General features: G+C 70.3%; 32 protein-coding genes. 24 read left to right on the plus strand and 8 right to left on the minus strand.

Annotated features, from left to right (window positions below):
- The first annotated feature begins 2 nt into the window (after nt 1-2).
- From rpsS to rpsQ, 6 genes are read left to right on the plus strand one after another with little or no spacing between them, the layout of a single operon-like run.
- The gene (gene rpsS / locus FK268_RS13860; protein WP_068522670.1) at nt 3-284 is read left to right on the plus strand and encodes a 30S ribosomal protein S19; all 282 of its coding nucleotides are present in this window, start codon (nt 3-5) and stop codon (nt 282-284) included.
- Complete coding sequence (gene rplV / locus FK268_RS13865) at nt 284-685, plus strand: 50S ribosomal protein L22 (RefSeq protein WP_146434970.1); 402 nt, start codon at nt 284-286, stop codon at nt 683-685. The genes rpsS and rplV overlap by 1 nt, the downstream gene beginning before the upstream one ends.
- 2 nt (nt 686-687) lie before the next feature.
- On the plus strand, nt 688-1,497 hold the full coding sequence (gene rpsC, locus FK268_RS13870; protein WP_068522668.1) for a 30S ribosomal protein S3: 810 nt from the start codon (nt 688-690) through the stop codon (nt 1,495-1,497).
- 4 nt (nt 1,498-1,501) lie between these two features.
- The gene (rplP, locus tag FK268_RS13875) at nt 1,502-1,918 is read left to right on the plus strand and encodes a 50S ribosomal protein L16 (protein ID WP_146434973.1); all 417 of its coding nucleotides are present in this window, start codon (nt 1,502-1,504) and stop codon (nt 1,916-1,918) included.
- Nucleotides 1,918-2,148, plus strand: coding sequence for a 50S ribosomal protein L29 (rpmC, locus tag FK268_RS13880; protein WP_013128010.1), 231 nt, complete (start codon nt 1,918-1,920; stop codon nt 2,146-2,148). The genes rplP and rpmC overlap by 1 nt, the downstream gene beginning before the upstream one ends.
- The gene (gene rpsQ, locus FK268_RS13885; protein WP_068573211.1) at nt 2,145-2,429 is read left to right on the plus strand and encodes a 30S ribosomal protein S17; all 285 of its coding nucleotides are present in this window, start codon (nt 2,145-2,147) and stop codon (nt 2,427-2,429) included. The genes rpmC and rpsQ overlap by 4 nt, the downstream gene beginning before the upstream one ends.
- An 88-nt stretch (nt 2,430-2,517) precedes the next feature.
- Here rpsQ and FK268_RS13890 read toward each other — a convergent pair whose 3' ends face one another.
- Both FK268_RS13890 and FK268_RS13895 read right to left on the minus strand, forming a co-directional pair.
- Entirely contained in the window at nt 2,518-3,057 is a 540-nt protein-coding gene (locus FK268_RS13890) for a hypothetical protein (protein WP_146434975.1), read from the minus strand.
- Between the two features lie 22 nt (nt 3,058-3,079).
- Complete coding sequence (locus tag FK268_RS13895) at nt 3,080-3,631, minus strand: hypothetical protein (RefSeq protein ID WP_146434977.1); 552 nt, start codon at nt 3,629-3,631, stop codon at nt 3,080-3,082.
- Nucleotides 3,632-3,934: 303 nt separating this feature from the next.
- Here FK268_RS13895 and FK268_RS13900 point away from each other — a divergent pair, with 303 nt between their 5' ends.
- Entirely contained in the window at nt 3,935-5,422 is a 1,488-nt protein-coding gene (locus tag FK268_RS13900) for a DEAD/DEAH box helicase (protein ID WP_146434980.1), read from the plus strand.
- Between the two features lie 6 nt (nt 5,423-5,428).
- Here the strand turns inward: FK268_RS13900 and FK268_RS13905 are convergent, their stop codons facing one another.
- From FK268_RS13905 to FK268_RS13920, 4 genes are read right to left on the minus strand one after another with little or no spacing between them, the layout of a single operon-like run.
- A complete protein-coding gene (locus FK268_RS13905; RefSeq protein ID WP_146434982.1) occupies nt 5,429-5,686 on the minus strand; it encodes a hypothetical protein in 258 nt (85 codons plus the stop codon).
- Complete coding sequence (locus FK268_RS13910; protein ID WP_146434985.1) at nt 5,683-8,967, minus strand: helicase HerA domain-containing protein; 3,285 nt, start codon at nt 8,965-8,967, stop codon at nt 5,683-5,685. Before FK268_RS13910 ends, FK268_RS13905 begins: the two co-directional genes overlap by 4 nt.
- Entirely contained in the window at nt 8,964-9,623 is a 660-nt protein-coding gene (locus FK268_RS13915; RefSeq protein WP_146434988.1) for a winged helix DNA-binding protein, read from the minus strand. Before FK268_RS13915 ends, FK268_RS13910 begins: the two co-directional genes overlap by 4 nt.
- A gap of 17 nt (nt 9,624-9,640) precedes the next feature.
- Nucleotides 9,641-10,657, minus strand: coding sequence for an endonuclease domain-containing protein (locus FK268_RS13920; protein WP_158636111.1), 1,017 nt, complete (start codon nt 10,655-10,657; stop codon nt 9,641-9,643).
- 601 nt (nt 10,658-11,258) lie between these two features.
- Between FK268_RS13920 and rplN the strand changes: the two genes are divergently transcribed.
- The 7 genes from rplN (at nt 11,259) to FK268_RS13960 (ending at nt 16,318) form a co-directional block, all read left to right on the plus strand.
- Nucleotides 11,259-11,627, plus strand: coding sequence for a 50S ribosomal protein L14 (rplN, locus tag FK268_RS13930; protein WP_013128004.1), 369 nt, complete (start codon nt 11,259-11,261; stop codon nt 11,625-11,627).
- A gap of 1 nt (nt 11,628) precedes the next feature.
- The gene (rplX, locus tag FK268_RS13935) at nt 11,629-11,934 is read left to right on the plus strand and encodes a 50S ribosomal protein L24 (protein ID WP_146434995.1); all 306 of its coding nucleotides are present in this window, start codon (nt 11,629-11,631) and stop codon (nt 11,932-11,934) included.
- 1 nt (nt 11,935) lies between these two features.
- Nucleotides 11,936-12,499 carry a 50S ribosomal protein L5 gene (gene rplE, locus FK268_RS13940; RefSeq protein ID WP_013128002.1) on the plus strand — a complete coding sequence of 188 codons (564 nt, stop codon included), beginning with the start codon at nt 11,936-11,938 and terminating at the stop codon, nt 12,497-12,499.
- A 3-nt stretch (nt 12,500-12,502) separates the two neighbouring features.
- Nucleotides 12,503-12,688, plus strand: a complete 186-nt coding sequence (locus tag FK268_RS13945; protein ID WP_068522657.1) for a type Z 30S ribosomal protein S14 — start codon at nt 12,503-12,505, stop codon at nt 12,686-12,688.
- Nucleotides 12,689-12,891: 203 nt separating this feature from the next.
- Complete coding sequence (locus tag FK268_RS13950; protein WP_146434997.1) at nt 12,892-14,232, plus strand: phosphatase PAP2 family protein; 1,341 nt, start codon at nt 12,892-12,894, stop codon at nt 14,230-14,232.
- Nucleotides 14,233-14,262: 30 nt separating this feature from the next.
- Complete coding sequence (locus FK268_RS13955; protein WP_146435000.1) at nt 14,263-15,003, plus strand: hypothetical protein; 741 nt, start codon at nt 14,263-14,265, stop codon at nt 15,001-15,003.
- Nucleotides 15,004-15,196: 193 nt separating this feature from the next.
- A complete protein-coding gene (locus FK268_RS13960) occupies nt 15,197-16,318 on the plus strand; it encodes a cellulase family glycosylhydrolase (protein ID WP_146435853.1) in 1,122 nt (373 codons plus the stop codon).
- On the opposite strand, the gene FK268_RS13965 is transcribed toward FK268_RS13960, so the two are convergent.
- Nucleotides 16,302-17,522, minus strand: a complete 1,221-nt coding sequence (locus FK268_RS13965; RefSeq protein WP_146435003.1) for a hypothetical protein — start codon at nt 17,520-17,522, stop codon at nt 16,302-16,304. The genes FK268_RS13960 and FK268_RS13965 overlap by 17 nt on opposite strands.
- 112 nt (nt 17,523-17,634) lie before the next feature.
- Between FK268_RS13965 and FK268_RS13970 the strand changes: the two genes are divergently transcribed.
- Nucleotides 17,635-18,150: an OsmC family protein gene (locus FK268_RS13970; RefSeq protein ID WP_146435006.1), complete on the plus strand. Its 516-nt coding sequence runs from the start codon at nt 17,635-17,637 to the stop codon at nt 18,148-18,150.
- On the opposite strand, the gene FK268_RS13975 is transcribed toward FK268_RS13970, so the two are convergent.
- Nucleotides 18,125-18,511 carry a DoxX family protein gene (locus FK268_RS13975; protein ID WP_146435009.1) on the minus strand — a complete coding sequence of 129 codons (387 nt, stop codon included), beginning with the start codon at nt 18,509-18,511 and terminating at the stop codon, nt 18,125-18,127. The two genes, FK268_RS13970 and FK268_RS13975, sit on opposite strands and share 26 nt — an antisense overlap.
- A gap of 306 nt (nt 18,512-18,817) precedes the next feature.
- On the opposite strand from FK268_RS13975, the gene rpsH reads away from it, so the two are divergent.
- The 9 genes from rpsH to map all read left to right on the plus strand — a co-directional run bounded on the left by rpsH (nt 18,818) and on the right by map (nt 24,414).
- Nucleotides 18,818-19,216: a 30S ribosomal protein S8 gene (gene rpsH / locus FK268_RS13980; RefSeq protein WP_068533016.1), complete on the plus strand. Its 399-nt coding sequence runs from the start codon at nt 18,818-18,820 to the stop codon at nt 19,214-19,216.
- A gap of 12 nt (nt 19,217-19,228) precedes the next feature.
- Nucleotides 19,229-19,768, plus strand: a complete 540-nt coding sequence (rplF, locus tag FK268_RS13985; protein ID WP_146435012.1) for a 50S ribosomal protein L6 — start codon at nt 19,229-19,231, stop codon at nt 19,766-19,768.
- A gap of 3 nt (nt 19,769-19,771) precedes the next feature.
- On the plus strand, nt 19,772-20,173 hold the full coding sequence (gene rplR / locus FK268_RS13990; protein WP_146435015.1) for a 50S ribosomal protein L18: 402 nt from the start codon (nt 19,772-19,774) through the stop codon (nt 20,171-20,173).
- Between the two features lie 43 nt (nt 20,174-20,216).
- A complete protein-coding gene (gene rpsE / locus FK268_RS13995; RefSeq protein WP_068533010.1) occupies nt 20,217-20,861 on the plus strand; it encodes a 30S ribosomal protein S5 in 645 nt (214 codons plus the stop codon).
- 3 nt (nt 20,862-20,864) lie between these two features.
- Nucleotides 20,865-21,044: a 50S ribosomal protein L30 gene (gene rpmD, locus FK268_RS14000; protein WP_068522648.1), complete on the plus strand. Its 180-nt coding sequence runs from the start codon at nt 20,865-20,867 to the stop codon at nt 21,042-21,044.
- 3 nt (nt 21,045-21,047) lie between these two features.
- Nucleotides 21,048-21,506, plus strand: coding sequence for a 50S ribosomal protein L15 (rplO, locus tag FK268_RS14005; RefSeq protein WP_146435019.1), 459 nt, complete (start codon nt 21,048-21,050; stop codon nt 21,504-21,506).
- A gap of 258 nt (nt 21,507-21,764) precedes the next feature.
- A complete protein-coding gene (secY, locus tag FK268_RS14010) occupies nt 21,765-23,081 on the plus strand; it encodes a preprotein translocase subunit SecY (protein WP_146435021.1) in 1,317 nt (438 codons plus the stop codon).
- Nucleotides 23,078-23,623: an adenylate kinase gene (locus FK268_RS14015; protein WP_146435023.1), complete on the plus strand. Its 546-nt coding sequence runs from the start codon at nt 23,078-23,080 to the stop codon at nt 23,621-23,623. The genes secY and FK268_RS14015 overlap by 4 nt, the downstream gene beginning before the upstream one ends.
- A complete protein-coding gene (gene map, locus FK268_RS14020; protein ID WP_146435026.1) occupies nt 23,620-24,414 on the plus strand; it encodes a type I methionyl aminopeptidase in 795 nt (264 codons plus the stop codon). Before FK268_RS14015 ends, map begins: the two co-directional genes overlap by 4 nt.
- The last annotated feature ends 58 nt before the right edge of the window (nt 24,415-24,472 follow it).

Consider the following 24,472-nt stretch of genomic DNA (forward strand, 5'->3'; position numbering starts at 1 on the left):
GAATGCCACGCAGCCTCAAGAAGGGCCCGTTCGTCGACGACCACCTCCTCGCGAAGGTCGACGTCCAGAACGAGAAGGGCACCAAGCAGGTCATCAAGACCTGGTCGCGTCGTTCCACCATCATCCCCGACTTCATCGGTCACACCTTCGCCGTCCATGACGGTCGCAAGCACGTGCCGGTGTTCGTCTCGGAGAACATGGTGGGCCACAAGCTGGGCGAGTTCGCCCCGACGCGGACGTTCAAGGGCCACATCAAGGACGACCGGAAGGCGAAGCGCCGCTAATGAGCAACGACACAGCAGCACAGACCTCGGCGTCGGCGACCGCACGTTTCGTGCGCGTCACGCCGATGAAGGCCCGTCGCGTGATCGATCTGGTCCGCGGCAAGGACGCCGAGCAGGCGCTCGCCATCCTGCGGTTCGCGCCGCAGGCCGCGAGTGAGCCCGTCGCGAAGGTCCTCGCCTCGGCGATCGCCAACGCGCAGAACAACCTGGGTCTCGACCCGCGCACCCTGGTGGTCTCGGAGGCGTACGCCAACGAGGGGCCGACCATGAAGCGCATCCAGCCGCGGGCCCAGGGCCGTGCGTACCGGATCCGCAAGCGCACCAGCCACATCACCGTCGTGGTGGAGTCGCTGGAGTCGAAGAAGCCCGCCGCCAGCCGCAACAGCCGGAAGGGAGCGTAAGCATGGGTCAGAAGATCAATCCCCACGGCTTCCGCCTCGGCATCACCACGGACTGGAAGTCCCGCTGGTACGCCGATAAGCAGTACTCGGAGTACGTCAAGGAAGACGTCCAGATCCGTAAGCGTCTGACCGACAGCCTCGAGCGCGCTGGCATCAGCAAGATCGAGATCGAGCGCACCCGGGACCGCGTGCGGGTGGACATCCACACCGCGCGTCCGGGCATCGTCATCGGCCGCCGCGGCGCCGAGGCCGATCGCATCCGCTCCGAGCTGGAGAAGCTCACCAAGAAGCAGGTGCAGCTCAACATCCTCGAGGTGAAGAACTCCGAGGCCGACGCCCAGCTCGTGGCGCAGGGCATCGCGGAGCAGCTGAGCAACCGCGTGGCCTTCCGCCGCGCGATGCGCAAGGCGATCCAGTCGGCGATGCGTCAGCCGAACGTCAAGGGCATCCGGGTCCAGTGCTCGGGTCGCCTGGGCGGCGCGGAGATGAGCCGCAGCGAGTTCTACCGCGAGGGCCGCGTGCCCCTGCACACGCTGCGCGCCGACATCGACTACGGCCTGCACGAGGCGAAGACCACCTTCGGGCGGATCGGCGTCAAGGTGTGGATCTACAAGGGCGACGTCGTGGGCGGCCGGCGCGAGCTGGCGGCACCGTCGAACGACGACCGTCGCGGCCCGCGTCGTGAGCGCCCCCAGCGCCCGCGTCGTAGCGGTGCGTCGGGCACCACCGCCACCAGCACTGAGGCCGGTCGCGCCGCAACGGAGGAGACTCCGGTGGCGGCTGCTCCGGCTGCAACGAACCAGGAGGGCTGACGCCATGTTGATCCCCCGTCGCGTCAAGCACCGCAAGCAGCACCACCCCAGCCGCTCGGGCCAGTCCAAGGGCGGCAACAAGGTGACCTTCGGTGATTACGGCATCCAGGCTCTCGAGCCCGCCTACATCACCAACCGTCAGATCGAGTCCGCTCGTATCGCCATCAACCGCCACATCAAGCGTGGCGGCAAGGTCTGGATCAACATCTTCCCGGACCGCCCGCTGACCAAGAAGCCGGCCGAGACCCGCATGGGTTCCGGTAAGGGTTCCGTCGAGTGGTGGGTGGCGAACGTCAAGCCCGGTCGGGTGCTGTTCGAGATGTCCTACCCCAACGAGGAGACCGCTCGCGAGGCCCTGCGCCGCGCACAGCACAAGCTCCCCTGCAAGACCCGCATCGTGACCCGAGAGGAGCAGTTCTGATGTCGAACACCGTCGCCGCTGATCTCCGCGGTCTCACCGCGGACGAGCTGGTGGAGAAGCTGCGTGAGGCCAAGGAGGAGCTGTTCAACCTGCGCTTCCAGATGGCCACCGGACAGATGAGCAACAATCGTCGCCTGCGCACCGTGCGTACCGACATCGCCCGGATCTACACGATCCTGCGCGAGCGGGAGCTCGGCCTGGCCTCGGGTCCGGAGGGTGACGCCGCATGAGCGAGAACGGAAGCAATGTGACCACCGAGGAGCGGAACAGCCGCAAGGTCCGCATCGGGTACGTCGTGTCCGACAAGATGGAGAAGACCATCGTCGTCGAGCTCGAGGACCGCGTGAAGCACTCCCTGTACGGCAAGATCATCCGCACCACCTCCAAGGTGAAGGCGCATGACGAAGAGGGCGTCGCCGGTGTCGGCGACCGCGTCCGGATCATGGAGACCCGTCCGCTGAGCGCCAGCAAGCACTGGCGCCTGGTGGAGGTGCTGGAGAAGGCCAAGTAGGGCCGGACCGCACCGCACAGACGAGAAGGCCCCCGTCCACTCCGCAAGGAGAGGACGGGGGCCTTTCGCGTGGGCCCGCGCTGGCGCGTCAGGAGCGCGGACAGGTCGCCTGGATCGCCTTCTCCGCCGCGATGAGGGTCTCCGACGCGGGATTGCGCTTGGCCCAGGTCTGCGCCTCGGAGCCGCGGGCCTGGGCGTCGGCCCGGAGGGCCTCACCGTACGCGTCGAGCTTGGTGCGGTAGTCGGTGAACAGGGTCTTCGCCGTGGGCTGGAGGTTCGCGGTGCCGATGATGCCCGGCAGCTTGCCGGATTCGGTGGCGACCGCGGCCAGCTCGGCGTTCACCAGTCCGGCGATCCCGTCCCACTGCCAGCCCGGGGTCTTGGTGAACGCCGCCGTCGCCCGGCTGGCCACGAGCCGCGTACTGAGGTTCTGCGACCACGTCGTGCACGCCGACGAGAGTGCCGAGGCCGCCGCCGCGGCCCGCGACGACGCGATCGTGGTCTGGTACGCCGCGACGTCCGACGGTGACGCCGATCCGTCACCCGCAACGGTGCAGCCTGCGAGCACCGAGGCCCCCGCGAAGGCGGCCACGGCCGGCCCGGCGATCCTGGTGATGTTCCTCGTCATGCGTCTTCCTCCCCTGACCTGCTCACCCGATGGAGCAGATTCCCTGCACATTGTTGGTGACGGTCTGCAGCGCGTCGAGAGCGGGGTTGGAGCGGCTCCAGCTGTCCGTCGACGTCGAGCGCGCGGCCTGATCGGCGCGCAGTCCCTCGCCGTAGGCGTCGAGCTTCGTCTTGTAGTCCGTCATGAGGGTGCGGATGGTCGGCGCCAGGTCCGGGGTCGCGACGATCCCCGGGAGCGTGCCCGATTCCGTGGCGATGGCCGCCAGCTCGGCGTTGATCGCGGGACCGATGCTGTCCCAGGTCCACTTCCCGTCCTTCGTGGCCGCGATCGTCGCGTCTGTGAGCGGGTTGCGCTTGTCGAACGCCGCACGCCAGGCGGTGCACGCCGACGTCTTGGCCGCGGCCGCGGCGGCCGCCCGCGAGGAGGCGACAGTGGACTGGTACGCCGCGACGTCGGTCGGCTGCGCGGAACCGGACCCGGCGACCGGTGTGCACGCCGCGAGCGAGATCAGTGCCGCCGCCCCGGCGATCGCCGCCGCGCCCCTCCGCACGGGCCGGGTTCTTCCTGTGGTCATCTCTCGCCTCCCCTGGCAGCGCCGATGTGGACGCCTCCTGTGTGCATTGTCGCTCACGCGCCGCCGCCCCGGCGCACGGGTAACACCGTCCGGCGTGTGAGCGTCGGCACTTCCGCCGCGCGTGCACGCGGCCGCGCGAACAACTTTGCTATGCTCTAGATCGTGTGGGGCGGTGACGCCCTACATGCGTCGTAGGGCTCCCGGGCCCTGTCTCGCCGGTAGCGGCTCGAGACCTCCTCCCGGTTCTTTTCTTGCGGCGAACGGACGCGGCCACCGCCGCCTTCGCCACCACCAGTGTTAGGTATGACCACACCCGTGTCTACAGCTGTGCCCACCCGTTCCTTCGCCGACCTCGGCGTCCCGGCCCCCGTGGTCGACGCCCTCGTCGCGATGGACCGCCCCACCCCGTTCCCGATCCAGGCCGACACCCTGCCCGACACCCTCGCCGGCCGCGACGTGCTCGGCCGTGGCAAGACCGGCTCGGGCAAGACCCTGGCCTTCGCCATCCCGCTCGTCGTCGCCGTCGACGAGGCGCGCGGATCGCGCCGCCGCCCGGGCCGCCCCGTCGGCCTGGTGCTCGCGCCGACGCGCGAGCTCGCGACGCAGATCACGGCCACCGTCGAGCCGCTGGCGAAGTCCCTGGGCCTCAACGTCACCACGATCTTCGGCGGCGTCAAGCAGTCGCGCCAGGAGCAGGCGCTCGGCAACGGCGTCGACATCGTCGTCGCCTGCCCCGGCCGCCTCGAGGACCTCATGCGGCAGCGCATCGTCGACCTGTCCGACGTGGCGGTGTCCGTGCTCGACGAGGCCGACCACATGGCCGACCTGGGCTTCCTTCCCGTTGTGACCCGGATCCTCGCGGCCACCCCGTCGGACGGGCAGCGCATGCTCTTCTCCGCGACGCTGGACAACGGCGTCGACAAGCTCGTGCGCAAGTTCCTGCACGATCCGGTCTCGCACTCCGTGGACCCCGAGACCTCGCCCGTCGCCGACATGACCCACCACGTCTTCGAGGTGGGCGGCAAGGACGAGAAGACCGCCCTGGTGCGCGCGCTCGCCTCGGGTACCGGCCGCCGGATCCTCTTCACCCGCACCAAGCACCAGGCCAAGAAGCTCGCCAAGCAGCTCACCGAGCAGGGCATCCCCGCGCGTGACCTGCACGGCAACCTCAGCCAGCCGCAGCGCGACCGGAACCTCGAGGCGTTCAGCGCGGGCACCGCGCGGGTGCTCGTCGCGACCGACATCGCCGCCCGCGGCGTGCACGTCGACGACGTCGAGCTCGTGGTGCACGTCGACCCGCCGGCCGAGCACAAGGCCTACCTGCACCGCAGCGGCCGCACGGCGCGCGCCGGCAGCGCGGGCACCGTCGTCACCGTGATGACGCCCGAGCAGCGCAAGGACACCCAGGTCCTGCTCAAGAAGGCCGCGATCGCCGCGCGCCCGGTGGCGGTCACCGCCGCCTCGCCCGTCGTCGTCGACCTCGTCGGTGACGTGGCGCCGTACGTCAAGCCCGAGCCCGTCGCGCCGCCGCAGCAGCAGCGCCGCCCCGGCGGCGGTCACGCTCCGGGGCGTGGGCGCGCGGGCCGCGGCAAGGGCACGGGCCAGCGGTCCGACGGTGCCGGCCGCGACGGCGCCGCACGGGGCCAGGGCGCCGGGCGCGGCCAGGGCGGTCAGCGCTCGGGGCAGCAGCGTCAGGCCTCGTCCGGCGGACGGGCCCAGGTCCAGGGACGCCCGACGGGGCAGGGCCGCGCCCAGCAGCCCCGTCGCCGCGCCACCCGCCCCGCGGGCTGATCCGCGTCAGGCCGTCGCGGACGAGGCCTGCGCGGAGGCGCGGCCGAACAGCAGATAGGCCGCGGGCAGCAGACCCGCGGAGTTGACCACGCCGAGGCCGAGGCCCCAGAGCTTCTTGGGGCCGCGGACCTCGGCGTCGTCGCGTCCGGCCAGGTCGGCGAGCGCCCAGGCCCGTAGCCCCGCGTCGACGGCCGCCGCCGCGACGATCGTGGTCTTGGCGCGGGGCGAGAGCTCGCCCCAGCTGAGTTTCTTCTTCGGGCTCATGTCGTGCTCCTCCGTGCGATGGTGAGGACCTCGTCCTCGGTGGGCGGGCTGGCGGCGTGGTGGCTCAGGCACATCGGGGCGTGCAGGCGCACCGTCGACGCACCGGCGCCGAGGTAGAAATCGCCCGCGCCCAGCCCGCCGATCCCGTCGAGCCGCCCACCGCGCGCGGCGGCGAGGTCCTTGGCGGCCTGGATCTGGACGGGCGCATTGAGTTTGCCGTAGAAGTGCGTGGCGCTGTTGCCGACGATCTTGTCGTGCAGGCCCTTCGGCGCCTGCGTCGCGAAGACCAGGCCCAGCCCGTACTTGCGGGCCTGCGAGGCCAGGAGCAGCGTCGACTCGGTGGACGGCTTCACCGCGCCCGACGGCGCGATCTGCTGCGCCTCGTCCATCACGAGCAGCCAGCCGAGCGGGCGGTCTCCCGCCGGGTGGCGCCGGATCCACGCGAACAGCGCGAGCTGCAGCTGCGCCACGAAGGTCTGCCGCTGCGTCTCGTCCGGCAGGCCGATGAGGCTGATCACCGAGATCCGCGCGCGCTTGCCCGCCGCGGGGGAGAGCAGCGTGGCCGGGTCGACCGCCTCGCCCTTGCCGCCGAGCAGAGGGTTGTTGATCAGCGCCGCCTGCAGGTTCGCGGCGAGTTCCGGCGCCAGCTTGTCGGCGCTGCCGAGGCTGCTGCGCGTCGAGTCCCACTCGGCGAGGTACTCGGCGAAGCCGCGGATCTCGGCCGTACCGACCTGACGGCCGTAGGCGTCGAGCGCCTCGCGCAGGATGGCCCGCTGCTGCTCACGCTTCGCACCACCGATCCCGACGTGCTGCTCGAGCGCGCTCGCGCAGGCCTCCACGGCCATCGCGAAGCCCTCGCGCGCCTCCTGGGCCTCGAGTCCGTCGCCGTCCATACCGGAACGCAGCGCCGCGAAGTCCGGGATCGGTTGCAGCACCAGCGGTCGCGCCGACGCCCGGTTGGGCGTCCACACGATCACCTCGGTGCCCTGCAGGTAGCGCTCGGCGCGCTCGGCATCGCCCTCCCACCAGCCCGACGGTGCGTCCGGCCAGGCTTCACCCAGCCGCGAGAGGTCGTTGTTCGGGTCCAGCACGATCGCGGAGATCCCGCGCAGCGCGCACTCCTCGATGAGCCGGCGGATCAGCACCGTCTTCCCCGAGCCGGAGCCGGCGAAGATCGCGGTGTGCTTGCGCAGCTCGGCCGGTTCCAGTGCGACCGGGCGGTGGTCCGGGCCGAGGCCGACCGCGATCGCCCCGTCTCCCGACGGTGACGACGGTGCGGCCGTGGCCGGGGGTGCCTCCGGCGCCGGGCGCGGAGCCGGGGGCCTGCCGAACATGACGTCGGCGACGGAGCTCGACAGCCCGCCCACGCGCCCCACGGCGTCGCCGGGGATGAGGCCCCGCGCCCGGCGGGACGCCGGTGTGGGCCGGTCGGCCGGCTTCTGGTCGAGGCCCGCGAACATCCGCAGCCCGTGCGCGGGTCGGCGCGCCGTCAGCCACTCGTCGAGCCCGTCGGGGGAGTTCGCGATGATCCGTCCCAGCGCGTCGAGCGTGGCGAGATCGGCCTCGTCGAGCGGGAGCAGCTCCGCCCCGCGCTCGACGGCGTCGGCGATCACCGACGACGCCTTCGGGCTGTTGGGCCAGGGTGTGGAGCGCAGCAGGAAGAGCTTGCGGCGGTCCATGCCGGCGGCGACACCGGCCGCGGTCGCGGCACTCTGCACGCGGTTGGTGGTCGCGACGGCGTTCGGCGCGGGGATCGCGCGGAAGGCCCAGTGCTGCTCGTCCTCCACGCGGCCGGGCAGGCGGCGCCGCAGCCGGCCGTCGAGCTGCTTGTTGCCGCGCTCGATCTGGAAGCCCTCGCCCCCGTCCTCGCGGGTCCAGGCGCGCAGCCCGGCCTCGATGAGCGCCCCCATGCGCTTGTCGGCGACGGTCTGATCCGTCGCGATGTCGCCCACCCGGGCCCGGATCCGCAGGGCCTGGAACTGCTCGTCGATGCGGGCGAGTGCCTCCGCGGGGGTCGTCTCCGGCAGGGCGGGCTGCTCGGGCGCGGGCGCGGCGGGAGCGGCCGGCGCCGGCGTGGCGACGGTGCGCGGCGGACCGTCGTTGAAGGAGGCGAGTTCGAAGTCCGTGCGGCTGGTGACACACGCCCGGATGTGCGCGTCGACCTTGGTGAGCAGGTCGCGAGGGGTGTGGTGCACCGCGGAGGCGAAGGCCTCGGGCGCGATCGGCCAGGTCGGGTGCGGCGGGACGAAGTCCTTCGCGCGGTACGCCGCGGTCAGGCGCCGCTCGACGATGGCGCGGGCGATGGCACCGTCGGGCAGCGATTTGAGCGGGCCCACGACCCGGAACCGGGCGGCGACCGAGGCGGTGGCCCGGCTGGAGAGGGTCTCCCAGGCCGTCGGGAGCATGCAGGCGACGGTGACGGTGCGGTACAGGCCCTGGCGCAGCGACATCAGCCCGTGGCCGACCTGCTCGATGACCTCGCTCTCGGCCGCGTCGGGCGCGGTGAGCGTTGCCGCGGACTGCGCGAGCAGGGTGTCGATCTGGTCGACGGCGAAGACCGTCGCCGCGGTCTCCGCCATGAACGCCGAGATCGCGCGCACCGTCTCCACCGCGGGGAAGCCGTGCGCGGGCAGGCCCCAGTGCAGGCGCTCGGCGGCGGTCTCCTCGACCTCGATGTCCTCGAGGAAGGCGGAGCCCAGGTCGGCGAGCCGGCTGTCGGGGGAGCCGAGCAGCACCAGCGCGCGCAGCACGCCGTGGTACTGCCGCACCTGCGGGCGGCGCTTGCTCATCGCCGCGACCAGCGCGTCCAGGCCCTCGGGGGTGGGCACCGCATCGCCGGAGAACTCCCGGCGGTGCGCCCGCGACAGCCCGGCCTCGTCGGAGAGCAGCCACAGCAGCTGGGCCAGCTGTGTCTCGTGATCGCGCGCGGGCCGCAGCAGCGAGCTGCGCAGCGAGGTGAGCGCCGCGCGCCAGAAGTCCGTGGCGTCCAGCAGTTCCAGCAGCACGAAGTAGTGACCCGCCGCCTGCACCTCGGACCGGAACCGGGTGAGCAGGTGCGTCTTGCCGGTGCCCGCGTTGCCCGTGATCACCAGGCCGGTGGGGGAGGCGCCGGTGCTCGCGACGGCGTCGCCGAGGGCGTCCTCCAGGTCCTCCCAGACGTCGGTGTGCAGGCCGTCGACGTGGGTGTCCTCCGACGCGGCGTCCCACACCTCCTCGTAGGTGGGTGCCCAGCTCAGGCGGACGGAACGCAGCGCGGTGCGCTGCACATCGGAGAGCGTCATCGAGTGATCCGTATCGCGTGCAGGGGGCGACCGCCGAGCTGCAGCGCGGCGGCGTGATCGTCCGGAGTGAGGGCCTTGAGATTGTCCTCGGCGACGATGTGCACGCCGGGTTCGGGGTACAGGGCACGCAGGCCCTCGTCGACGACGGTGCGCGGCACGCCGGGCAGGGCGGCCCGCAGGCGGTGCAGGGCGACCCAGGCGCCGGGCGTCGCGATCGCCCGGTACGCGGCGCGCACCCGCTCGGCGGGCGGACCGTCGGAGGCGGGCGTCGGCGCCTGAACGGGTGGTGCCGGGGTGGTCTCGGCGGGCGTGACCACCTCGCCCAGCGCCAGCGATTCCCGCCGGAGGTACCGGCCGATCCCGGCGGCGAAGGTGAACAGCGCCCGCAGCTGGGGCGTCGCGCGGGGCGGGGGAGGGGATTCGAGCAGCGCCGCTGCGGCGGCCCAGCCCTTGTCGGTGAGGGAGAGCAGGAGCGCGCGGCGCTCGCCGGTCTCGACCTCCAGCAGCCCGCGCTCCACCAGCTTCCGCCGCGACGGTGCCTCCAGCGCCGGGCCGAGGAGTTTCAGGTCGGGGTTGCGCACCGGCTCCACGGCGGAGGCCAGAACCAGCAGGACCGCGGATTCCGTGCCGGTGAGACCGGCGATCGATTCGTTCACCCTGCGCCCCTCCGCCGTCATGGGATTCCCGACAGGACCAATGTACGGATCACGGCGACGGCTGCGGCGAGGTCGTCCATGATCCGCGCGTTGGTCAGCCGCAGCACCCGGAAGCCCGATAGGAGGAGGTCGGCATCGCGCCGTCGGTCGGCCTCGTACTTCTCGATCGTGCGGTGATCGGGACCGTCGACCTCCACCACGAGGCGCTGCGGCGGGAAGTGCAGGTCGACGCGCACCGGCGGATGCAGGGATCCCAGGTCGACGGCGTGGTTCCACACTCGCGCCGCGGCCCAGTCCTGGTGCGCGAGGGCGCTTTCCAGGTGTTGTTCCGCCGCGCTCGCGGGATGCGGCCGGCCCGCGACGGGCGGGAACAGCGGGGGCGGTTCGAGGCCCACGGTGTGCGCGGACCGCGCCGTCTCCGGGTCGACGGTGAGCGGCGGACCGTCGACCTGGGGGAACCGGTCCAGGGGCTCCGAGCCCGGCCCGAGCAGCCAGACGGCGCAGCCGCCCCGCGCGAGCCACTGCGCGGCGACGGACAGCGCGTCGGCCTGGTGCGGGGCGACGGGGCGGTCCACGTCCAGCGCCAGGGCGATGCGGGGCGCGCCGTAGCCGTGGGTGAGCGCGTACTCGATCGCGCCCCGACGGTTCGCCGCCGGCAGCTCGGTGAAGCTCACGATCGACTCGGGGCGCAGTGCCGCGGTGGCGAGCGCCCCGAGTGCGACGCCGATGCCGGGCGCCCCGTCGTGCCGGTGCGCCTGAGACCGGGCGGTGAACCGGTCGAGGATCGCGCCCGATTCCGGCGCGTTCCCGGGTTCGGGGAGCCACGCGGGGAACAGCTCGAAGGCCACGGCGACGATGCGCGCGAGCACGTCGTCGATGATCGCCGCGGGCGACGATCCCAGCGGCTGCGTCAGGCCCGGGAGGACGACGATCGGGTCGCCCGGGCCGCGCCGCTCCGTGGCGGCCGCCAGCGCGAGCGGTGACGTCCCCCGCAGGCGCGTGACCCCGCCCGGCGGGAGGTCGGAGAGCTGCACGGCGCAACCGTACGACACCGTCGCCGCGAGACCGCTGGCGTTGGGATCATCCGAGGATCGGCGATGAAGCGATCACGGAACGTCTGCGGCGCATCGACCGCTCCCCGTCCGACCTGTTCGTCGCGTGTCCACCGCAGGTGCTCGAGTTCTGTCATAGCGCGCGGACGCCCGACGAGCGCGTTCGGTACCGGGAGGAGATATACATCGCCTGCGTGTGCGACCTGCAGCACGAGTTCGTCGCACCGTCGCACCATCGTCACGGCGCTCGGTGAATCGAGGGCGATCGGCATCGGCCACGCGAGCGGGGGTGGCTCCCTGCACCTGTTTCGCCCGGTCGCACCCTGCGTGCCGGGTGCGCTGGCGCATGTCAGGTGCGGATGGCTTCCCGCACCCGTTCTGCCCGGTTCCGGTCAAGGCTGGGGCACCGTCGGGCATCGAGGACCGCAGCCCGAGGGGTTGACCGGGCGCGATTCGACAGCGACCTGCGGTTTCCTCTATCATGGACCGGTTGCCTGCGGCCTCGTGCCACAGGCGGCGGACCGCGCGTGTTCGGGTCGGTAATCCGACGCGCATGAAAATCCAGGTCTGAGGAGACTCTCTAGTGATTCAGCAGGAATCGCGAGTGCGGGTCGCCGACAACACGGGTGCTAAGGAAATCCTCTGCATCCGCGTGCTCGGTGGAAGCTCGCGCCGCTATGCCGGCATCGGTGACATCATCGTCGCCACCGTCAAGGACGCCATCCCCGGCGGCAACGTCAAGCGCGGCGAGGTCGTCAAGGCCGTGATCGTGCGCACCGCCAAGGAGCGCCGCCGTCCGGACGGCTCGTACATCAAGTTCGACGAGAACGCCGCTGTCATCATCAAGAACGACAACGACCCTCGTGGCACCCGCATCTTCGGCCCGGTCGGCCGTGAGCTGCGCGACAAGAAGTTCATGAAGATCGTTTCGCTGGCTCCGGAGGTGCTCTGACATGAAGGTGCACAAGGGCGATACCGTCATCGTGATCTCGGGCCCCGACAAGGGTGCCAAGGGCAAGGTCGTCGAGTCCTTCCCGAAGGTTGACAAGGTCCTCGTCGAGGGTGTCAACCGGATCAAGAAGCACACTTCCACGTCCGCCACCGCGCAGGGCGGCATCGAGGTCCGCGAGGCCCCGATCGACGTCTCCAACGTGATGGTCGTCGACTCGGACGGCAACCCCACCCGCGTGGGCTACCGGATCGACGAGGAGACCGGCAAGCGCGTGCGGATCTCCCGCAAGAACGGGAAGGACATCTGAGATGACCACCTCTGAGAAGACCCAGCCGCGCCTGAAGGCGCGCTACCGCGCCGAGATCAAGGACGCGCTGAACAGCGAGTTCGACTACGCCAACGTGATGCAGATCCCCGGCGTCGTCAAGGTGGTCGTGAACATGGGTGTCGGCGACGCCGCCCGCGACGCCAAGCTCATCAACGGCGCCGTCAAGGACCTCGAGCTGATCACCGGCCAGAAGCCGGAGATCCGCAAGGCCCGCAAGTCCATCGCGCAGTTCAAGCTGCGTGAGGGCATGCCCATCGGCGCCCGCGTCACCCTCCGTGGCGACCGCATGTGGGAGTTCCTCGATCGCCTCACCTCGATCGCGCTGCCCCGTATCCGCGACTTCCGTGGCCTCAACGGCAACCAGTTCGACGGCAACGGCAACTACACGTTCGGCCTGAACGAGCAGTCGATGTTCCACGAGATCGACGTGGACTCGATCGACCGCCCGCGCGGTATGGACATCACCGTCGTCACCACTGCCACCAACAATGAGGAAGGCCGCGCACTGCTCAAGCACCTCGGCTTCCCCTTCAAGGAGAACTGAGCCATGGCAAAGAAGGCGCTGGTCAACAAGGCCAACAAGAAGCCGAAGTTCGCCGTTCGCGCGTACACCCGTTGCAACAAGTGCGGCCGCCCGCACTCGGTGTTCCGTAAGTTCGGCCTCTGCCGTGTGTGCCTGCGCGAGATGGCGCACGCCGGCGAGCTCCCCGGTGTGCACAAGAGCAGCTGGTGAGCCGAGCCCGGGTCTGACCCGCGTGTAGACCCCACGCGCGAGGGCGCGCATCCCACCTGTGGGATGCGCGCCCTTCGTCGTCTCCGGCGTGCCCGGGAGAGCGTTCGCGCAGGCGCCCGCAGCGCCGTGTGCAGGGCGATCCGCGTCACGAATCGCGGATCGGATTCACGCAGTTACCGCTGTGTTCACTATGCTGTCATCTCATGTTGGTGCGTGCAGACTTCGCGCTCCCGCGAGGTCCGCGCGGTGAGCACACCCGCCGCGGTTTCCGGAACCGCCCCTGGGCCTGGGCCGTGCTCGCGGTCCTCGTCTTCGTGGCCGCCGTCCAGGCCGCTGCGACGGTCTACGGACTGCCCGGACCGATCGAGGGCCTGGCGAAGGACTTCGTCGGCCGTCCCGTCACCGGCGAGGTGAAGACCGCCGCCCTCGCGCTGGCCCTGATGTGCATGCCCGCGCGCCTGCGACTGCCCTTCGCCGGCGTCGTCGTCGGCGTGGAGGTGCTGTTCAACGCAGAGCGCCTGGTCGCCGGCTCGCCCCTGCACTTCGGCAACGGCGTGATGTGGGCGCTCGTCGCCCTCGCCGGCTACGCGGGCCTGCGCCTGACCGGCCGCGAGCAGTCCGCGGCGCTCAAGGCCGCCGGCGTCGCCGGGATCCTCATCGTCGCCAACGCCTGCTCGTCGGTGTGGTTGGGGCTCACGATGGAGGCGCTGCCCTACGTCGCCGATCACTTCGTCGAGGTCGCCGATCGCGCGCTCGGCAGCCCGTCGTGGGTGATGGGCCGGTTCGTGCACGAGCACGGCTGGTACCTGTGGCTGATCACGAAGGTCTACACCTACCTTCCCGTGGGCGCGGCCGTCGTGGCGTTCTTCCAGCTGCGCCGCAGCTCCACCGAGGGCTTCCCGCGGCACCACATCGTGCGGTCCTTCATCCTGATCGGCGCGATCGGCCCCATCGTCTACTTCCTGTTCCCCGTGGTCGGCCCGGCGTACGCATTCGGCAACGAGGTGGCCGGCGCGGGCTGGATGAACGTCTGGCCGCACGTCGTGCCCACCTCGCTCGAGCCGGTCTCCGCGTACTTCAGCCAGGCCGCGCCCCGCAACTGCATGCCCAGCCTGCACACCGCGTGGGCCACGGCGATCCTGCTGCACGCGCTGCGCGGACCGCGGCTGCTCAAGGTGTTCGGCGTCTTCTGGTGGGTCTGCACGATCTCCGCGACCCTGGGCCTCGGCGCCCACTACGGCGTCGACCTCGTGGCCGGCCTCGTCTTCGCGCTCACCCTCGAGTCCGCGCTGGTCCGCCCCGAGGACGGCTGGCACTCGCGCCGCATCGCCACCGTCGTGGGCGGCGCGCTCGCCTTCACCGCCGTCCTGCTGTCCGTCCGGTACCTCAGCGTGCCGATGGCGCAGAGCGGCTACCTCGCCGCCGCGGCCCTGCTCGGCACCGCCGGCACGATGGCGGTCGCCTATGCGCGCATCGCCCGGAGCCCGTCGCCCGACGGTGCCGTCGTGACCGCGCCGGTGGGGGAGCGGGCGCTCGCGGCCTGACGTCTAGGCTGTCCGTTGTGGGTGATTCCGATGCGTAACACGGCCATCGCGGGAGCGCTCGGCGTGGCGGCGATCGGGCTGCTCGCCCTGCGGTTCGCGGGTCCCTACGGCATGGTGCTCATCGGCGGTGCGCTCGTCGTCGTGATGATCCTGCTGCTCGGCGGCAACGGCGACCCGTCGAAGCTCCGGCGGGAGGATCCGCTGCGATTCGTCGCGCCCCCACGGCAGTCGGAACCGCGGCCGCGACAGCGGTCCACGCCCGAGCCGGCCCCGGCACCGTCGGGCAGGGCGCTGTGGGAACGCGCGGCCGCGCGGCACGACGAGGTGCTCTCCGAGTATGCCGCGTACGAGCTCGACCCCGAGATGCTGCTGCGCTTCCCCGCGATGTGGGACTTCAGCTCACCGAAGGTGATCGCCTTCCAGGACGCGCTGGAGCACGCGAGCGCGCTGCGCACCGACGAGTATCCGGGTGCCGCGCCGGGCGCCGACTACATCGACGCCGTCACCGACCTGCGGACCAGCTGGTACGCCGCGGACCGGTACGCCCGCAGCACCGGTTCGGCCGGCCTCGCCGACGAGGACGTGCGTGATCTGGACCGCGGCCTCAAGCTGTACCGCCACGCGGCGTCCAGCGTCGCCGCCGAGCGGGCCGCCTACCTGAACCAGGTGGTGAGCACCGTCGATCGCCTGGTCGACCGCGGCGTCCTGCCCGCGCCGCCCCGCTTCCGCGCCGAGTTGGAGGCCGAGGCCCGCAAGGCCATCGAGAGCTGACACTCGTCCCGAAACCGGTCGAAATCTGCGGCGCGATGCGAATACGACGTCGCGCGCCCGGAATCGGCCGGTTTCACGACGCGCGGCAGGACCTCACCTTCACCGAGTTGTGACCGGTGTTGCGTATGGTGACTGTGTGACTGTTGTGACTCGACGGGTTCTGCTGGGGACTGCCGCCGCGCTGCCGGCCGTGATGCTGGCCGCGCGGGCGGCCGCCGACCCCGGCTCCGGAGCCGGGGCGGGCGGCACCGTCGGGCCGACGACGCCGGGTGCGGCCCCGGCCGGCCCCGCGACCCGGTGGACGCCCGAGCGCGCGCAGCAGTGGCGCGCCCAGAACCCGTGGATGGTCGGCGCGAACTACATCAACGCCAACGCCGGGAACCAGTTCGAGATGTTCCAGGCCCAGACCTTCGACCCGGTGCGGATGAACCTCGAGCTCGGCTGGGCCCGGGGCCTGGGCATGACGACGATGCGCGTCTTCCTGCAGGACCAGCTGTGGACGGCCGATCCGACCGGCTTCGTGCAGCGGCTCGACGCCTTCCTCACCATCGCCAACAACAACGGCATCAAGATCATGTTCGTGCTCTTCGACTCGTGCTGGGACCCGAACCCGAAGCCGGGCGTGCAGCGCGAGCCCACCCCCGGCGTGCACAACTCGACGTGGGTGCAGAGCCCCGGCGCCGCCGGCCTGACGAACGCCGACACCGCGGCACTGCAGGCCTACGCGACCGGCGTGGTCAAGGCCTTCGCCAACGACCCCCGGGTGGTCGCGTGGGACGTGTGGAACGAGCCCGAGAATCTGGCCGACTCGTACCCGCTGAGCCCGCCCGACAAGGTCGCCCGCGTCGCGCAGCTGCTGCCCCAGGCCTTCGCGTGGGCCCGCGCCGGCGCCCCGACGCAGCCGCTCACCTCCGGTGTCTGGGCCGATACCCGGCCCGAGATCCGCACCATCCAGCTCGAGCAGTCCGACGTGATCAGCTTCCACAGCTACGACCCGCCGGAGAAGTTCCGCGCCATGGCCGCCGACCTCGCGAAGCAGGGACGGCCGATGCTGCTCACCGAGTACATGGCCCGCCCGCAGGGCAGCACCATCGAGACGATCCTGCCGATCTGCAAGGAACTCGGCATCGACGCCTACCAGTGGGGCTTCGTCGCCGGCCGCAGCCAGACCTACTACCCGTGGGACTCGTGGAAGCAGCCCTACGTCGGGGTGCGCCAGCCGCAACAGTGGTTCCACGACCTGCTCTGGCCTGACGGTCGCCCCTACCGCGACGCCGAGGTCGCGACGGTCCGCCGGCTCACGACGCGGACCTGAGGAAGGTGCCGTCCATCCGGTAGTAGGCACTGTCCTTCGAGGTCGGGCCGAGGCCCAGCTGCAGGACCGGGGGAAGGTCTCCGCGGGTCCAGCCCGGAGAGTCGGTGTCGCGGGCGACCCTCAGAGAGACGGCATGGGCGTCGACGGCGGGGACGCGGGAACGCTGCTCGACGTCGGCGCGCGCCTTCTCGATCGCCGCCGCCGACAGGGTCGTGAGGGCGAACCGGCCCGATCCCGACCCGTCGGAGTCGTAGAGCCGGGCCTCCGGGAATCGGCCGATGGACTCCGTCACCGTTCCGCGCTTACCGGGACGCGTCACCTCCAACTCGACGGTGCCGTGGTGGGGGAATCCGACCGCTGACGCGCTCTCGGACATCGCGTGGTAGCTGATCTCCTCGATCTGTTGCTTCGTCGGATCGAAACCGTTGGCGCGCAGCAGCCGCTCTGCGACCGGGAGTAGGCCGTCGACCGTGGCCAACGAAAGGTTGTCGGGGAGGTTGCCCGCCCCATCGGTCTCGAACTTGAACCGCGAGGTGACGTCGTACGTGGCCACAAGTTTCTTGTCCGAACTGCGGCGGGCGAGCACCACGCCGTCGGCTTCCCAGCGCTTCGAAAGGTCGAGACCGGCGCTCCTCGCCGCGGCGTCCACCTTCGCCGAGGCCGCGGACAGGTCGAGGCCCGCGATGTCGGCACGGCGGAAGACCGCGTCGGCGCGGTCGTTGACTCGAGTGCGGGTCAGCGCGGTCCACCCGCCACCCGACTGCGAGTAGCTCGAGGACACCTGCTCGCCCTTCTGCAGGTCGAGGACCGCAACCTGCGTCGAGATCCCGTCGATGTCGATCGACAGGATCGCATCGGCGCCTCCGGGGAGCGATTCGGCGGCCCTGTCCAGCGCTCTCCGTAATTCCGCCGATCGATCCACCGATCCGTGGCCCGATTGCGAGCTCGACGAGGTGATCTGCGACCAGTCGCCGGCGATCGCGAGCGCGGGCAGTCCGGCGGAGACGATCACGATGCCGGTGACGAAGGCGGCCACCGATGCGGCGCCCGGAGGTGCGGACCGGAGCCGCCACGCCAGGCCCGCCGCGACCACGACGGTCACGACCGCCAGCGCGATCGACAGCGGACCGTCGGTGACGGCGGCCGCGACCAGGCCCGCTGTGGTGAGCACGGCGAGCAGGGCGACCGTCACGGAACTGGACACCGACTCAGGGTAGCGGCAGGCAATCACGCTGAGTGCAACCGCTGTGCGGCCGCGGGAACGGACATATGTTCCGCGACGACACGCATCCGCCCCGTCACGAGAGTTGAGATCCATGACCGCATCCGCCACCGGCTCCCTCGCCGCCATCATCGACGCGACCGATCAGGCCGTGACCCGCAACGTGGCGAACGCTCACGTGGTCTTCTCGGCGACGGCCGTGCCCCAGGGCACCGTCGGCAGTGTCACCACCGCGCGCCAGCACACCCTCGCCGTGGACGAGCCGCCGACGCTCGGTGGCGACGACACCGCGATCAACCCCGTCGAGGCCTACCTCGGTGCGCTGCTGTCCTGCCAGGTTGTGACCTACCGCTTCTACGCCGACAAGCTGGGCATCACGATCGACGAGCTGAAGCTCAGCGCCGAGGGCGATCTCGACGTGCGGGGCTTCTTCGGCCTCGACGAGACGGTGCGCCCGGGCTTCACGGCCGTGCGGGTCACCGTCGACATCACCGGACCGGACACCGAGGAGCGCTACCGCGAGCTGACGGCCGTCGTCGACGCGCACTGCCCGGTCCTGGACCTGACCAGCAACCGCACCCCGGTCACGACGACGCTGCGCGTGAACTGACCGGCGGCCCGCTCGCGGCGAGCGCGCCGTAGAAGGCGAGGAACGTGGTGGCCGCCGCGAAGTTCAGACGCAGGTCGCGGGCCCGCACGTGCAGGCCGACCGCGACGCAGAAGTAGAGCGTGAGCATCACCGCGGTGAGCCGGGCCAGCCCCGGCCACCGCGGCGCCGCGGCGAGCCCGAGTGCCGACGCGCCCTTGACCAGCGGGAAGAACCAGCGGCCACCGTCGGGCCAGCCGACGTCGTCGAGGCACCGGGCGACGTACGGGACGGGCTGGACGCAGATGGCCGCGTCGGCCGCCTGGCCGACGGCGGCCGCCCGGTAGAGCCGGGGATCGCGCACGAGATCGTTCACCGAGGGCATGATCCTCACGGTAGGCCGCCCGGCACCGGGGGACAAGGCCCGGCCGGCGGAGCCCGGAATCCTCGCCGATTCGACTCTGACCGGCACCTTCTCTACACTAGTGAGGTTGCCTGTCGTGCTTCGAGCATGGCCGGCGCACTTCCCCGAACCGGTTCGCCGGTCCGGAATCCCTGCAGTGCAACGGTATTGCAGGACGGTTTGCTTCGTAGTAGGCCCACCGTCGGACGTTCCAGGCCCTGATTCGTCAGGGCACCAGAGCGCCGTCGATGCATGGGAACCGCTGCGAGAAAGGTAGACGAATCTGTCATGACCATGACTGATCCGATCGCAGACTTCTTGACCCGTCTGCGCAACGCCAACTCGGCGTACCACGACGAGGTGACGCTTCCGCACTCGAAGATCAAGGCGAACATCGCCGAGATCCTCAAGCGTGAGGGCTACATCACCGACTTCCGTACCGAGGACGCCGAGGTGGGCAAGAACCTCGTCGTTTCGCTGAAGTACGGCCCCAGCCGTGAGCGTTCGATCGCCGGCCTGCGCCGCGTGTCGAAGCCCGGTCTGCGCGTGTACGCGAAGTCCACCAACCTGCCGAAGGTCCTCGGTGGCCTGGGCGTGGCGATCATCTCCACGTCCTCGGGTCTCCTCACGGATCGCCAGGCAGCCAAGCAGGGCGTGGGCGGCGAAGTCCTCGCCTACGTCTGGTAAGGGGGCAGAACTATGTCGCGTATTGGTAAGCACCCCGTGGTCGTTCCCGCGGGCGTCGACGTGCAGATCTCCGGCCAGGACGTCACCGTCAAGGGGCCCAAGGGCCAGCTTGCGCTGACGATCGCGGAGCCGATCTCGGTGTCGAAGAACGAAGAGGGCGCCATCGTGGTGGCCCGTCCCGACGACGAGCGGCGCAACCGCGCGCTGCACGGCCTGTCGCGGACCCTGGTCGCCAACATGGTGACCGGTGTGACCGAGGGTTACACCAAGAAGATGGAGATCTACGGCGTGGGTTACCGCGTGGCGCTCAAGGGCAAGGACCTCGAGTTCGCCCTGGGCTTCAGCCACCCGGTGCCGATCGAGGCGCCCGAGGGCATCACCTTCGCGGTGGAGAGCCCCACCAAGTTCTCCGTGTCCGGCATCGACAAGCAGCAGGTCGGCCAGGTCTCGGCGGTCATCCGCAAGCTCCGTCGTCCCGATCCCTACAAGGGCAAGGGCGTGCGGTACGAGGGTGAGCAGATCCGTCGCAAGGTCGGAAAGACGGGTAAGTAACTCATGGCAACTCAGACTGAGAACAAGCGCATTCCGGCTGGCAAGGACGTCTCGACTCGTCGTCGTACGAGCAAGGCTCGTCGCCACTTCCGCCTGCGCAAGAAGATCGAGGGCACCGCGGCGCGTCCGCGCCTCGTCGTCAAGCGCTCCAGCCGCCACATCCACGTGCAGCTGGTCGACGACCTCAAGGGCCACACGCTGGCCGCGGCGTCGACGCTGGAGGCGGACGTGAAGGCCGCGGGCGGCGACAAGTCTGCCCAGGCCAAGAAGGTCGGCGAGCTGATCGCCGCCCGCGCCAAGGCGGCCGGTGTGGACGCCGTCGTCTTCGACCGTGGTGGCAACAAGTACCACGGCCGGATCGCCGCGCTCGCGGACGCCGCTCGCGAAGGCGGGTTGGCGTTCTGATGACTCGTACCAGCATGTTTTCCATCGAAGGAGAGGTCGCCTGATGCCCGGACGTCAGCGTCGTGACGGCGGTAGCAACGGCCCCGCCGGGAACAACGAGAACTCGAACGACCGCCGCGGCGGTCGTGGTGGCCGCGACCGCGATCAGCGCGGTGGCCGCAACGAGGCCGAGAAGAGCAACTACATCGAGAAGGTTGTCACCATCAACCGCGTCTCGAAGGTCGTGAAGGGTGGTCGTCGCTTCAGCTTCACCGCCCTCGTGATCGTGGGCGACGGCCAGGGCATGGTCGGCGTCGGTTACGGCAAGGCCAAGGAAGTTCCTGCGGCCATCCAGAAGGGTGTCGAGGAGGCTCGGAAGAACTTCTTCCGCGTCCCCATGATCGGCAACACCATCGTGCACCCGGTCCAGGGTGAGGCCGCGGCCGGCGTCGTCCTGCTGCGTCCCGCCAGCCCGGGTACCGGTGTCATCGCCGGTGGCGCCGTGCGTCCCGTGCTCGAGGCGGCCGGCGTCCACGACGTCATCGCCAAGAGCCTGGGCTCGGACAACGCCATCAACGTGGTGCACGCGACCGTGGCGGCTCTCAAGGAGCTGCAGCGTCCCGAGGAGGTCGCGGCTCGTCGCGGCCTGCCCATCGAGGACGTCGCCCCGGCCGGCATGCTCCGCGCCCGTGCAGGTCAGGGAGCGTAAGTCATGGCAGAGCTGAAGATCACCCAGGTGCGGGGCCTCGTGGGGCTCAAGCAGAACCAGCGCGACAGCCTGCGCACCCTGGGCCTCAAGGGCATCCGCAAGTCGGTCGTCCGTGAGGACACCCCCGTCAACCGCGGCCTGATCCAGGTCGTTTCGCATCTCGTGGAAGTGGAGGAGGTGTAAGCAATGGCTATCAAGCTGCACGATCTCCGTCCCGCTAAGGGCGCGAAGACCGCCAAGACCCGCGTGGGTCGCGGTGAGGGCTCGAAGGGTAAGACCGCCGGTCGCGGCACCAAGGGCACCAAGGCGCGCAAGAACGTCCCCGTGGCGTTCGAGGGCGGCCAGATGCCGCTGCACATGCGGCTGCCGAAGCTCAAGGGCTTCAAGAACCGCAACCGCGTCGAGTACCAGGTGGTGAACGTGGGCGACATCGCTCGCCTGTTCCCGCAGGGCGGCACCATCGGCATCGACGAGCTCGTCGCCGCCGGTGCGGTTCGCAAGAACCGTGTCGTCAAGGTGCTGGGCGACGGCGAGATCAGCGTCAAGGTGGACGTGACGGCGACCAAGGTCACCGGCGCCGCCAAGGCGAAGATCGAGGCCGCGGGCGGCTCGGCCACCGAGCTGAAGCCGTCGGCCGAGGCCTAGTCCTCGCGCGCGAATCGTGGACGCCGCGGTAGGCGCCGGTCACCGGTGCCTACCGCGGCTCTCGTTTCGCGGCCCCCACGGCTCCCCGTCTGTCTCCTGCCGGGCGGTACCCGCCGTGAACAGCCCCGATGAGTGCGGCTGTTAGAGTTCATACGTTTGCAGGATTACCCATGAGGATGTCGCGTTCCGCCGCGGGCGGAACGCGTGTCCACGAGCGTGGGGCGGCCCGTCCGGGCCGCCCGGCTGCCAGGAGGATGTGTGCTTTCGGCCCTAGTCCCGATCTTCCGGACCCCGGATCTGCGGCGGAAGATCCTGATCGTCCTGGGCATCCTCGTGCTCTACCGGCTGGGCGCCACGCTGCCCGCGCCCGGTGTGAACTTCGGGACGATCACCAAGTGCGTCGACAAGGCCACCAGCGGCGACAGCGGCCAGGTGTATTCGCTGATCAACATGTTCTCCGGTGGCGCGCTGCTGCAGCTGTCGGTGTTCGCGATCGGCATCATGCCGTACATCACCGCGTCGATCATCATCCAGCTGCTGATGGTGGTCATCCCGCGCTTCGAGACCCTTCGCAAGGAGGGGCAGGCCGGCCAGGCGAAGATCACGCAGTACACGCGCTACCTGACGGTGGCGCTGGCGCTGCTGCAGGCCACCGCCATCGTGGCCATGGCCTCGCGCGGCAACCTGCTGCCCGACTGCCCCGGCATCATCGACAAGAGCGACAACATCTTCACGCTCATCGTGATCGTGGTGACCATGACCGCCGGCGCGATCCTGGTGATGTGGTTCGGTGAGCTGATCACCGAGCGCGGCATCGGTAACGGCATGTCGCTGCTGATCTTCGCGGGCATCGCCTCGCGTCTCCCGTCCGACGGCCAGAAGATCCTGCAGAGCCAGGGCGGCCTCGCCTTCGGCCTGGTCTGCTTCGCGGTCTTCGTGATCCTCGTCGCCGTGGTCTTCGTCGAGCAGGGCCAGCGCCGCATCCCGGTGCAGTACGCCAAGCGCATGGTCGGCCGCAAGATGTACGGCGGCTCGTCGACCTACCTGCCGCTCAAGGTGAACACCGCCGGCGTCATCCCGGTCATCTTCGCCTCGTCGCTGCTGTACCTGCCGCAGCTGGTGATCCAGCTCGTCGCCAGCGGCTCGACCGCCGGCTGGGTGCAGTGGATCCAGTCGAACCTGGTGAACCCGGGCAGCACCTGGCACATCGTCATCTACTTCGCCCTGATCATCTTCTTCACCTACTTCTACGTCGCGATCACCTTCAACCCGGAGGAACGCGCGGACGAGATGAAGAAGTTCGGCGGCTTCATCCCGGGCATCCGCCCGGGCAAGCCGACCGCCGACTACCTGAACTACGTGCTGCAGCGGATCACGCTGCCCGGTTCGCTGTACCTCGGCATCATCGCGATTCTCCCCAACCTGTTCATCGAACTCACCGGTAGCGGCTCGAACATGAGTAACCTGCCGTTCGGCGGCACGATGGTCCTGATCATCGTGGTCGTGGCGCTCGACACCACGAAGCAGGTCGAGAGTCAGTTGATGCAACGTAACTACGAAGGATTCCTCAAGTGAGACTGGTTATTCTGGGCCCTCCCGGGGCGGGCAAGGGCACGCAGGCCGAACGGCTGTCGGAGAAGTACGGGATTCCGCACATCTCGACGGGTGACCTGTTCCGCGCGAACATCAGCGAGGGCACCCCGCTGGGCGTCGACGCGAAGAAGTACATGGACGCGGGCGAGCTCGTCCCGTCGAAGGTCACCGTCGACATGGTGCGTTCGCGCCTGACGGAGCCCGACGCGAAGAACGGCTTCATCCTCGACGGCTTCCCGCGCTCCACGGACCAGGCGGACTCGCTGGCCGAGATCCTCGCCGAGCGCGGCGAGAAGCTCGACGCCGTGGTCTCCTTCGACGTCCCCGAGGACACCGTCGTCGAGCGCATGCTCGCCCGCGGCCGCGCGGACGACACCGAAGAGGTCATCCGCAACCGTATGCAGGTCTACGCCAACCAGACCGCACCGTTGCTCGACTACTACGGCGACTTCGTCACGCACATCGACGCCGTGGGCAGCGTCGACGAGGTGCTGGGCCGCGTCACCGCGCAGCTCGACAAGTGAGTCGTTTCCGCCGTAAGAAGACCGTGCCCTTCCGCTCCGCGGGAGAGCTCGACGCGATGGCCGCCGCGGGCGCCGTCGTGGGCCGCGCGCTCGTCGCGGTCCGCGATGCCGCCCGCGTCGGCGTTTCGACCCTCGAGCTCGACGAGGTCGCCGAGACGGTGATCCGCGAGGCCGGCGCGGTGCCCTCGTTCAAGGGCTACCACGGCTTCCCGGGTTCGATCTGCTCGTCGGTCAACGAGGTCGTGGTGCACGGCATCCCGAACCGGGAGACGTTGCTCGCCGCCGGGGATCTGGTGTCCATCGACTGCGGCGCCATCGTCGACGGCTGGCACGGCGATTCGGCCTGGACCTTCGGCGTGGGCGAGCTGTCCGCGGAGGATCAGGACCTCTCCGACGCGACGCGCCTGGCGATGGAGGCCGGCATCGCCGCCATGCTCGACGGCAACCGCCTCACCGACGTCTCGCACGCCATCGAGACGGCCACCTACGCGCAGGCCGCGCGACTGGGCCGCGATCTCGCCATCGTCGACGGCTACGGCGGCCACGGCATCGGCCGCGAGATGCACATGGAGCCCTTCCTCGCCAACGAGGGCGACCCGGGCAAGGGCCCGCTCCTCGTCGTCGGCTCCACCCTGGCCATCGAGCCGATGCTCACCCTCGGCACCCCGGACACCTCCGTGCTCGAGGACGACTGGACCGTCGTCACGGACGACGGTGCCCGCGCCGCCCACTGGGAGCACACCGTCGCCGTCACCGCCGACGGCCCGCGGATCCTCACCCTGCGTCCCTGACCTGCGGCGATGTCGACGCTCTTGACCCTCACGCGACGTGAGGGACCAGTGTGGTCGG

The sequence above is a fragment of the Tsukamurella sputi genome, assembly GCF_007858445.1.
GTDB classification, from domain to species: Bacteria; Actinomycetota; Actinomycetes; order Mycobacteriales; family Mycobacteriaceae; genus Tsukamurella; species Tsukamurella sputi.

Bases quoted from the DNA above. Each gene is read 5' to 3' on its own strand.
- rpsS (WP_068522670.1), top strand. From the start codon at position 3: ATGCCACGCAGCCTCAAGAAGGGCCCGTTCGTCGACGACCACCTCCTC.
- rplV (WP_146434970.1), top strand. From the start codon at position 284: ATGAGCAACGACACAGCAGCACAGACCTCGGCGTCGGCGACCGCACGT.
- rpsC (WP_068522668.1), top strand. From the start codon at position 688: ATGGGTCAGAAGATCAATCCCCACGGCTTCCGCCTCGGCATCACCACG.
- rplP (WP_146434973.1), top strand. From the start codon at position 1,502: ATGTTGATCCCCCGTCGCGTCAAGCACCGCAAGCAGCACCACCCCAGC.
- rpmC (WP_013128010.1), top strand. From the start codon at position 1,918: ATGTCGAACACCGTCGCCGCTGATCTCCGCGGTCTCACCGCGGACGAG.
- rpsQ (WP_068573211.1), top strand. From the start codon at position 2,145: ATGAGCGAGAACGGAAGCAATGTGACCACCGAGGAGCGGAACAGCCGC.
- FK268_RS13890 (WP_146434975.1), bottom strand. From the start codon at position 3,057: ATGACGAGGAACATCACCAGGATCGCCGGGCCGGCCGTGGCCGCCTTC.
- FK268_RS13895 (WP_146434977.1), bottom strand. From the start codon at position 3,631: ATGACCACAGGAAGAACCCGGCCCGTGCGGAGGGGCGCGGCGGCGATC.
- FK268_RS13900 (WP_146434980.1), top strand. From the start codon at position 3,935: ATGACCACACCCGTGTCTACAGCTGTGCCCACCCGTTCCTTCGCCGAC.
- FK268_RS13905 (WP_146434982.1), bottom strand. From the start codon at position 5,686: ATGAGCCCGAAGAAGAAACTCAGCTGGGGCGAGCTCTCGCCCCGCGCC.
- FK268_RS13910 (WP_146434985.1), bottom strand. From the start codon at position 8,967: ATGACGCTCTCCGATGTGCAGCGCACCGCGCTGCGTTCCGTCCGCCTG.
- rplX (WP_146434995.1), top strand. From the start codon at position 11,629: ATGAAGGTGCACAAGGGCGATACCGTCATCGTGATCTCGGGCCCCGAC.
- rplE (WP_013128002.1), top strand. From the start codon at position 11,936: ATGACCACCTCTGAGAAGACCCAGCCGCGCCTGAAGGCGCGCTACCGC.
- FK268_RS13945 (WP_068522657.1), top strand. From the start codon at position 12,503: ATGGCAAAGAAGGCGCTGGTCAACAAGGCCAACAAGAAGCCGAAGTTC.
- FK268_RS13950 (WP_146434997.1), top strand. From the start codon at position 12,892: ATGTTGGTGCGTGCAGACTTCGCGCTCCCGCGAGGTCCGCGCGGTGAG.
- FK268_RS13955 (WP_146435000.1), top strand. From the start codon at position 14,263: ATGCGTAACACGGCCATCGCGGGAGCGCTCGGCGTGGCGGCGATCGGG.
- FK268_RS13960 (WP_146435853.1), top strand. From the start codon at position 15,197: ATGCTGGCCGCGCGGGCGGCCGCCGACCCCGGCTCCGGAGCCGGGGCG.
- FK268_RS13970 (WP_146435006.1), top strand. From the start codon at position 17,635: ATGACCGCATCCGCCACCGGCTCCCTCGCCGCCATCATCGACGCGACC.
- FK268_RS13975 (WP_146435009.1), bottom strand. From the start codon at position 18,511: ATGCCCTCGGTGAACGATCTCGTGCGCGATCCCCGGCTCTACCGGGCG.
- rpsH (WP_068533016.1), top strand. From the start codon at position 18,818: ATGACCATGACTGATCCGATCGCAGACTTCTTGACCCGTCTGCGCAAC.
- rplF (WP_146435012.1), top strand. From the start codon at position 19,229: ATGTCGCGTATTGGTAAGCACCCCGTGGTCGTTCCCGCGGGCGTCGAC.
- rplR (WP_146435015.1), top strand. From the start codon at position 19,772: ATGGCAACTCAGACTGAGAACAAGCGCATTCCGGCTGGCAAGGACGTC.
- rpsE (WP_068533010.1), top strand. From the start codon at position 20,217: ATGCCCGGACGTCAGCGTCGTGACGGCGGTAGCAACGGCCCCGCCGGG.
- rpmD (WP_068522648.1), top strand. From the start codon at position 20,865: ATGGCAGAGCTGAAGATCACCCAGGTGCGGGGCCTCGTGGGGCTCAAG.
- rplO (WP_146435019.1), top strand. From the start codon at position 21,048: ATGGCTATCAAGCTGCACGATCTCCGTCCCGCTAAGGGCGCGAAGACC.